General features: G+C 72.4%; 7 protein-coding genes and 1 pseudogene. 1 reads left to right on the top strand and 7 read right to left on the bottom strand.

Going from position 1 to position 5,713, the window contains the following annotated elements; all coding sequences use genetic code 11:
* The 7 genes from HW578_RS22060 to HW578_RS22030 all read right to left on the bottom strand — a co-directional run.
* The coding region (locus HW578_RS22060) for a hypothetical protein (RefSeq protein WP_198372868.1) at positions 1-259 on the bottom strand (259 nt) is incomplete at its 3' end.
* Positions 260-433: 174 nt separating this feature from the next.
* Positions 434-820, bottom strand: coding sequence for a hypothetical protein (locus HW578_RS22055; protein ID WP_198372867.1), 387 nt, complete (start codon positions 818-820; stop codon positions 434-436).
* A 134-nt stretch (positions 821-954) separates the two neighbouring features.
* Positions 955-1,791 carry an ABC transporter permease gene (locus HW578_RS22050; RefSeq protein WP_198372866.1) on the bottom strand — a complete coding sequence of 279 codons (837 nt, stop codon included), beginning with the start codon at positions 1,789-1,791 and terminating at the stop codon, positions 955-957.
* The gene (locus HW578_RS22045) at positions 1,788-2,720 is read right to left on the bottom strand and encodes an ABC transporter permease (protein WP_198372865.1); all 933 of its coding nucleotides are present in this window, start codon (positions 2,718-2,720) and stop codon (positions 1,788-1,790) included. Before HW578_RS22045 ends, HW578_RS22050 begins: the two co-directional genes overlap by 4 nt.
* On the bottom strand, positions 2,717-3,121 hold the full coding sequence (locus HW578_RS22040) for a VOC family protein (RefSeq protein ID WP_232479194.1): 405 nt from the start codon (positions 3,119-3,121) through the stop codon (positions 2,717-2,719). Before HW578_RS22040 ends, HW578_RS22045 begins: the two co-directional genes overlap by 4 nt.
* On the bottom strand, positions 3,106-4,755 hold the full coding sequence (locus HW578_RS22035) for a peptide ABC transporter substrate-binding protein (protein ID WP_198372864.1): 1,650 nt from the start codon (positions 4,753-4,755) through the stop codon (positions 3,106-3,108). Before HW578_RS22035 ends, HW578_RS22040 begins: the two co-directional genes overlap by 16 nt.
* On the bottom strand, positions 4,752-5,465 hold the full coding sequence (locus HW578_RS22030) for an orotate phosphoribosyltransferase (RefSeq protein WP_198372863.1): 714 nt from the start codon (positions 5,463-5,465) through the stop codon (positions 4,752-4,754). Before HW578_RS22030 ends, HW578_RS22035 begins: the two co-directional genes overlap by 4 nt.
* Before the next feature lie 63 nt (positions 5,466-5,528).
* Between HW578_RS22030 and HW578_RS22025 the strand changes: the two are divergent.
* Positions 5,529-5,713 (top strand): annotated as a pseudogene (locus HW578_RS22025) (mitochondrial fission ELM1 family protein); the annotation flags it as partial.

The raw sequence follows: 5,713 nt of genomic DNA, 5'->3' as shown, positions 1-5,713 counted from the left end.
TGCCGCGGCGCTGGCGGGTGCTGCTGGCCTCGCCGCGGGCGCGGCGGGTGCTGCTCGCTTCGCCACGACTGCGGCGCTGGCGCTGCGCCTCGGTCCTGCGGCTCTGGCGGGTGGTGGAGGCGGAGCGCGGCGTCTCGGCGGCCCCCGCGGCGGCTTCGGTGCCGGTGGCGGCGCGGCTGCGGGTGCGCGCGGCATCCGCCGTGCTGAAGCTGCCAAGGGCGAGCAGCAGCCCCGCGGCGACGAGGATGGTGCGAAACATGGCGACGAGGTCCTTTCGGTGAAGCTTGAGGCAGGACGACTCGGTCGGGGGCCCGCAGTTTCCTGTGGGACTTCTACGCTTCCTGTCCTGTCTGAGCCCTAACCGGTAAATGACTGATTCGCCATGTTTGATGCGGGAGCGCTAGCGGGCGGCCCCGCCGCCCGCGCCGGCGTGTCAGTGGCGCAGCGCCATCCGTGCCTGGCGCACCGACTTCAGCGCCTTGCCGGTATGCCCCTCGCCCAGCTCCTGCGCCGCGGCGCGCAGATGCGCCGCCAGCCATTCGACATGCGCCGGCTGCGGCGCGCCGCGCATGGCATCGAGGCTCATGCGCGTGCCCGCCAGGCCGAGCGCCGTGCCGGCGGCCTGGTTGCGGCCCTGCAGCAGGTCGTCCTCGACCTCGGCGAGCAGGCCATCGAGCAGCGCGTGCGGGCCTTCGACGCGGGTCGCGAGGCGCCGGGTCGGGTCATAGGGGTCGATGGCCGGCGGCTTCGCCTCGGCGGCGGGGAGGTTGATGTGGGACAGCAGGTCGAACATCGACTTGGCAAGTGGCGTGTTGGGCATGGTCTCTACGGCGGTCCCTGGCTGCGGTCCGGGGCATTGGCCCCGGCTGTCGGAAGCAGTCTGCGCCCGGGCCGGCCGCGTGCCTTGATGCGGCACAAGCCGGCCGGGGCGCCCCCCCGACCTCGGGGGGCAGTCTATACCGCGCGGCCGCGGCGGCGCACACCATCCGCGACGAGGGTGCAGCCGGCGACCGTCGCCATGATGGCGAGGCCGGGCCAGACGGCGGCCCAGGGGGCGCTGAACACGAGGTCCTGCGCATTGGCCAGCATGTTGCCCCAGGAGGGCGCGGGCGGGCTGATGCCGAGGCCGAGGAAGGAGAGCGTGCTCTCGGCCAGGATGGCGCCGGCGACGGCGAGCGCGGTCGCGACGGCGATGGGCGGCAGCAGGGCAGGCAGCACGTGGCGGCGCAGGATGCGGGCTTCGGTCGCCCCCAGCGCGCGCGCGGCGCGGACATGGTCGCGGGAGAAGGTGGCGAGTGCGGCGGCGCGCGCGAGGCGCGCCACACCGACCCAGCCGAAGACCGCCAGGATGACGACGATGCGCAGCACGTCGCCCGCGGCTTCGCCCCGCGCGGGCAGGCCGATGCGCGAGGGGTCGGCCGCGGCCAGCAGCACCAGCAGCGGCAGCGCCGGAAGGGCGAGCATGAAGTCGGCGAAGCGCATCACCAGCGCATCCGCGACGCCGCCGCGCCAGGCGGCGAGCAGCCCGGCGGTGGTGCCGATGAGTGTCGCGGCGAGCGCGGCGGCAAGCCCGACCGCGAGCGAGACGCGCGCGCCGTAGAGCAGGCGCGTGAGGATGTCGCGGCCGAGGTCGTCGGTGCCTAGCGGATGCCGCGCCGAGGGCGGTTCGAAGCGCGCCATCAGGTCCGGCGTGAAGGGATCATGGCCGAGCGTATCGGCGACGAAGGGTGCCGCCAGGGCACCGAGCGCCAGCATGCCGAGCAGCGCGAGGCCCAGGTGCAGCCGCGTCATCGCTCGCGCAGCCGCGGGTCTAGCGCGCGCTGCGCGAGGTCCGCGCCCAGCGTCGCGAGCATGGTGGTCAGCGCCACCAGCAGCAGCGCCACCAGCGCCAGGTTGGTGTCGTTCCCCATTACCGCGTCGTACAGCAGCTTGCCCATGCCCGGCCGGGCGAAGACGGTCTCGGTGACCAGCGCGCCGCCGGCCAGTGCGCCGGCATCCAGCGCCGCGATCTGGAGCACCGGCAGCGCGGCATTGGGGAAGGCGTGGCGGACCAGCACGCGCGATTCCGAGGCACCGCGCGCGCGGGCGGTGCGGATCCAGGGTTCTGTGAGCGTGGCTTCGAACGACGCGGCGGAATGCCGCGCATAGGCGGCGAGATGCGCGATCGCCAGTGTTGCGACCGGCAGCACCAGGTAATGCAGTCCAAGCCCGTGCTCCGCGATGCCACCCGCCGGCAGCCAGCCGAGTGTGACGGCAAACAGGATGATCAGGAGGATGCCGAGCCAGAAGGTCGGCATGGCCTGGCCCATGACGGCGATCGCGTCCACGCCAGGTGCGGCACGCGGGCGCGAGGCCGCCAGCGCGCCCAGCGCCACGCCGAGTATGAGCGCGAAGGCCAGCGCGGAGCCCGCGAGCGCCAGCGTGGAGAGCAGCGCCGGGCCGAGCAGCGCCGCGACCGGCTGCGCGAACAGCCGCGAATAGCCGAACTCGCCCCGCAGCAGGCCGCCGGCCCAGGCGAGATAGCGGTCGTGGAAGGGATGATCGAGCCCGTGCAGCGCGCGCATCCGCGCCGCGTCCTCGCTGGTCAGGCGCGGGTCGCCGGCGATGGCGACCTCGATCGGATCGCCGGGCATCAGCGCGATCAGGGCGAAGGCGCAGAAGGAGAGGATGGCGAGGGTCGCCGCGATCTGCGCGAGGCGCGTGGCGAGGATGCGGGTCATGGGGCGCGGTTGCAGACCGCCTCGACCCGGTTGCCGTCCGGGTCGCGCAGGAAGGCGGCGTAGTAGTGCTCGTGGTAGTGCGGGCGTGTTCCCGGCGCGCCGTCATCCGCGCCGCCATGTGCGACACCTGCCGCGTGGAACGCATCCACGGCCGCGCGGTCCGGCGCGCGGAAACACCAGTGGCGGCGGTCGGCGCCGATCGTCGCGGCGGTCGCGCGGATCGTCAGGTAGGTGTGGCCGTCATCCTCGGCGGTGTTGCGCGCGCCGTAGCCGATCGCGTCGTGTTCCCGCCACACGCAGGGCACGCCGAGCGCCGCCATCACCGCGTCGTAGAAGCGCGCCGCGCGCGCCAGGTCGGACACCGTGATGGAGACGTGGTCGAGCATCAGCGCACCCGCCATTCCTCCGCCCAGAGCGGCGACGCGTTCAGGTGCCCGGTCGGGCGCACGCCATCAAGCCATTGCGGCCAGACATGCGCGTCCGAGCGGAACCACAGCGGGATGGCGGGCAGTTCCTCGGCGTAGATCGCCTGCAGGCGGCGCCACATCTCGCGGCGCTGCGCGACGTCGAGCTGTTCCGGGATGGTGTGGGTCAGCACATCCATCTCGGCATTGCGGAAGCCGCCGTAGTTCTGGCCGGACCAGTTGCGTTCCTCGCGCGGGATTTCATCCGAGTGCAGGGACGACCGCGGCACGGATTCCGGCGCGCTGATCCAGGCGAAGAGTGCGAGGCCCTGGAAGCGGCGGCGCGAGAGCGTCTCGGCGAAGAAGACGCGCGGTGGTTCGTTGCGGATGCGCGCCTCGATACCCGCGGCGCGCCACATGCCCTGCAACACCTGCTGGACCTGTTCGCGTGCGCGGTTGCCGGCGGTGGTCATGAATTCCAGGCTCAGGCGCTCGCCGGCGGCGTTGCGGCGGATGCCGTCGGGGCCGGGCGTCCAGCCGGCCTCGTCCAGCAGCGCGCGGGCGCGCGCCAGGTCGAAGGGCCATTGCCGCACCTGCGGGTCGTGCATCGGGTCGAGCGGATTCACCGATGTATGCGCCACTGGCTGGCGGCCACCGAACAGCCGGTCGGTGATCTGCGCGCGGTCGGTCGCCAGCAGCAGCGCCTGGCGCACGCGGCGGTCGGACAGCGCGACATGATCGTGGCGCAGATCCATGTGCTCGTAGATCAGGCCGGGTTGATACAGGAAGCGGAAGCGGTTGCCGGTGCGCCGTTCCAGCGCGATGGCCTGTTCGATCGGCAGGCCCAACTCGCCCGCGATCATGTCCACCTGCCCCGCGAGCAACTGCGCTTCCAACGCCGGCGTGTTCTCGACCGTGCGGATGGTGATGCGGCGGAACTGCGGCGCGGCGCCGGTCCAGGCCGGGTTGCGGTCCAGCGTGACCGACGCGCCGGTCTGCACCGCCGTGATGCGGTACGGCCCGTTCCAGAGCGCGGGGTTGGTCGTCTCGGTGTCGTAGGCGGTGCGGGTGCGATAGGCGCGCGGGTCGGCCTGCCAGCGCGCGCGCTCGATATGCGCGGGCAGCGGCTGGAAGTCGCCCATGGACGCGTATTCGAAGGTCACGCGGTCGAAGCGCAGCGTGACGGTGCGCGGGTCCGCGACAATCAGCTCGTAGGCGCTGCGGTAGAATTCGGCGGGGCCGAAGCCGGTCGCGGCGTCGCGCCCGGCTTCCCAGGCGAAGCGGAGGTCCTCGGCGCTGACCGGCGTGCCGTCGCCCCAGCGCAGACCTTCGCGCAGGCGGTAGGTGACGCGGATGCCGGGCTTTCCGTCCGGGGTGGTTTCGCGCTCGGCGCCGCCGTTCTCGATCGACGGCAGCGATTCACATGACAGGCAGGTCAGCCGCCAATCGGCGCCATAGGCCGTGAGCGGGCGGCGCGCGAAGCCCAGCACGTAGGACTTCGCGGCCATGTTCTCGATGTTGGGGTGGAAGGTGGACGGATACTGCGTGATGCCGATGGTGAGACTGTCGCGCGGCTGGGCGGCGGCGGGCGCCGCCAGCGCCAGGAGCAGCGCGGCGGCGCGCAGCCTCATTCGGCCGCATCCTTCGCCTTCGCCTCGCCCGCGCCCCCATGCGCCACCGACCAGCCCACCGGGTCCTCGAGGAACTTGCGCACTTCCTTCAGCGCGCCCTCGCTGAAATACGGCCGCTCCCGGCACACTTCGAGCACGTCCCACCAGGTGCACAGGTGGTGCAGGTTCAGCCCCATCTCCTTCAGCTTCTCGAAGGACCCCGGGAAGACGCCGTAATAGAACACAACGAAGGTATGGTCGCAGACCGCACCCGCCTCGCGCAGCGCATTGGCGAAGCGGATCTTCGATCCGCCGTCGGTGGTCAGGTCCTCGACCAGCAGGGTGCGCTGGCCGACCGGCACCTCGCCCTCGATCAGGGCGTTGCGGCCGAAGCCCTTGGGCTTTTTCCGCACGTAGGCCATCGGCGCCATCATCCGGTCGGCGATCCAGGCGCCGAAGGGAATCCCCGCCGTCTCGCCGCCCACCACCACGTCGATCGATTCGTAGCCCACGTGCCGGCCGATCTTCTCCACGCCCAGTTCCATGATGCGGTTGCGCGCGCGCGGGAAGGAGATGATCTTGCGGCAATCGATATACACCGGCGAGGCCCAGCCGCTGGTGAAGGTATAGGGCTCCTCGGGCCGGAAATTGACGGCCTTGATCTCGAGCAGGATGCGCGCGGTGGTCAGGGCGGCGTCGCGGTCCCAGTCGGAGGCGTGCAGCGCGGTCATGGCGGTCTGTCCTGGTGGTGGTCGGTCCGGCACCTGTCCTAGTCGGCGGGGCGGGCGCCGTCCATGACGGAGCGTGTCTGGGTCCTGGCCGACCCGCGCGCCGGCACGGCGGCCCAGGCGCTGGGCATTGCCGAGCGGCTCGGCCTTCCGTTCCGGACCGTCCCGCTGGCATGGGGCCCCCTGGCGCGGCTGCCGCTGCGCTGGGGCACGCTGGCGGGCCTGGCGCCGGCGGCCCGCGCCGCGTTGCA

Source organism: Roseomonas rosulenta (genome assembly GCF_016106005.1).
Classification (GTDB): domain Bacteria; phylum Pseudomonadota; class Alphaproteobacteria; order Acetobacterales; family Acetobacteraceae; genus Neoroseomonas; species Neoroseomonas rosulenta.
This window is presented reverse-complemented; position numbering and strand designations above follow the sequence as displayed.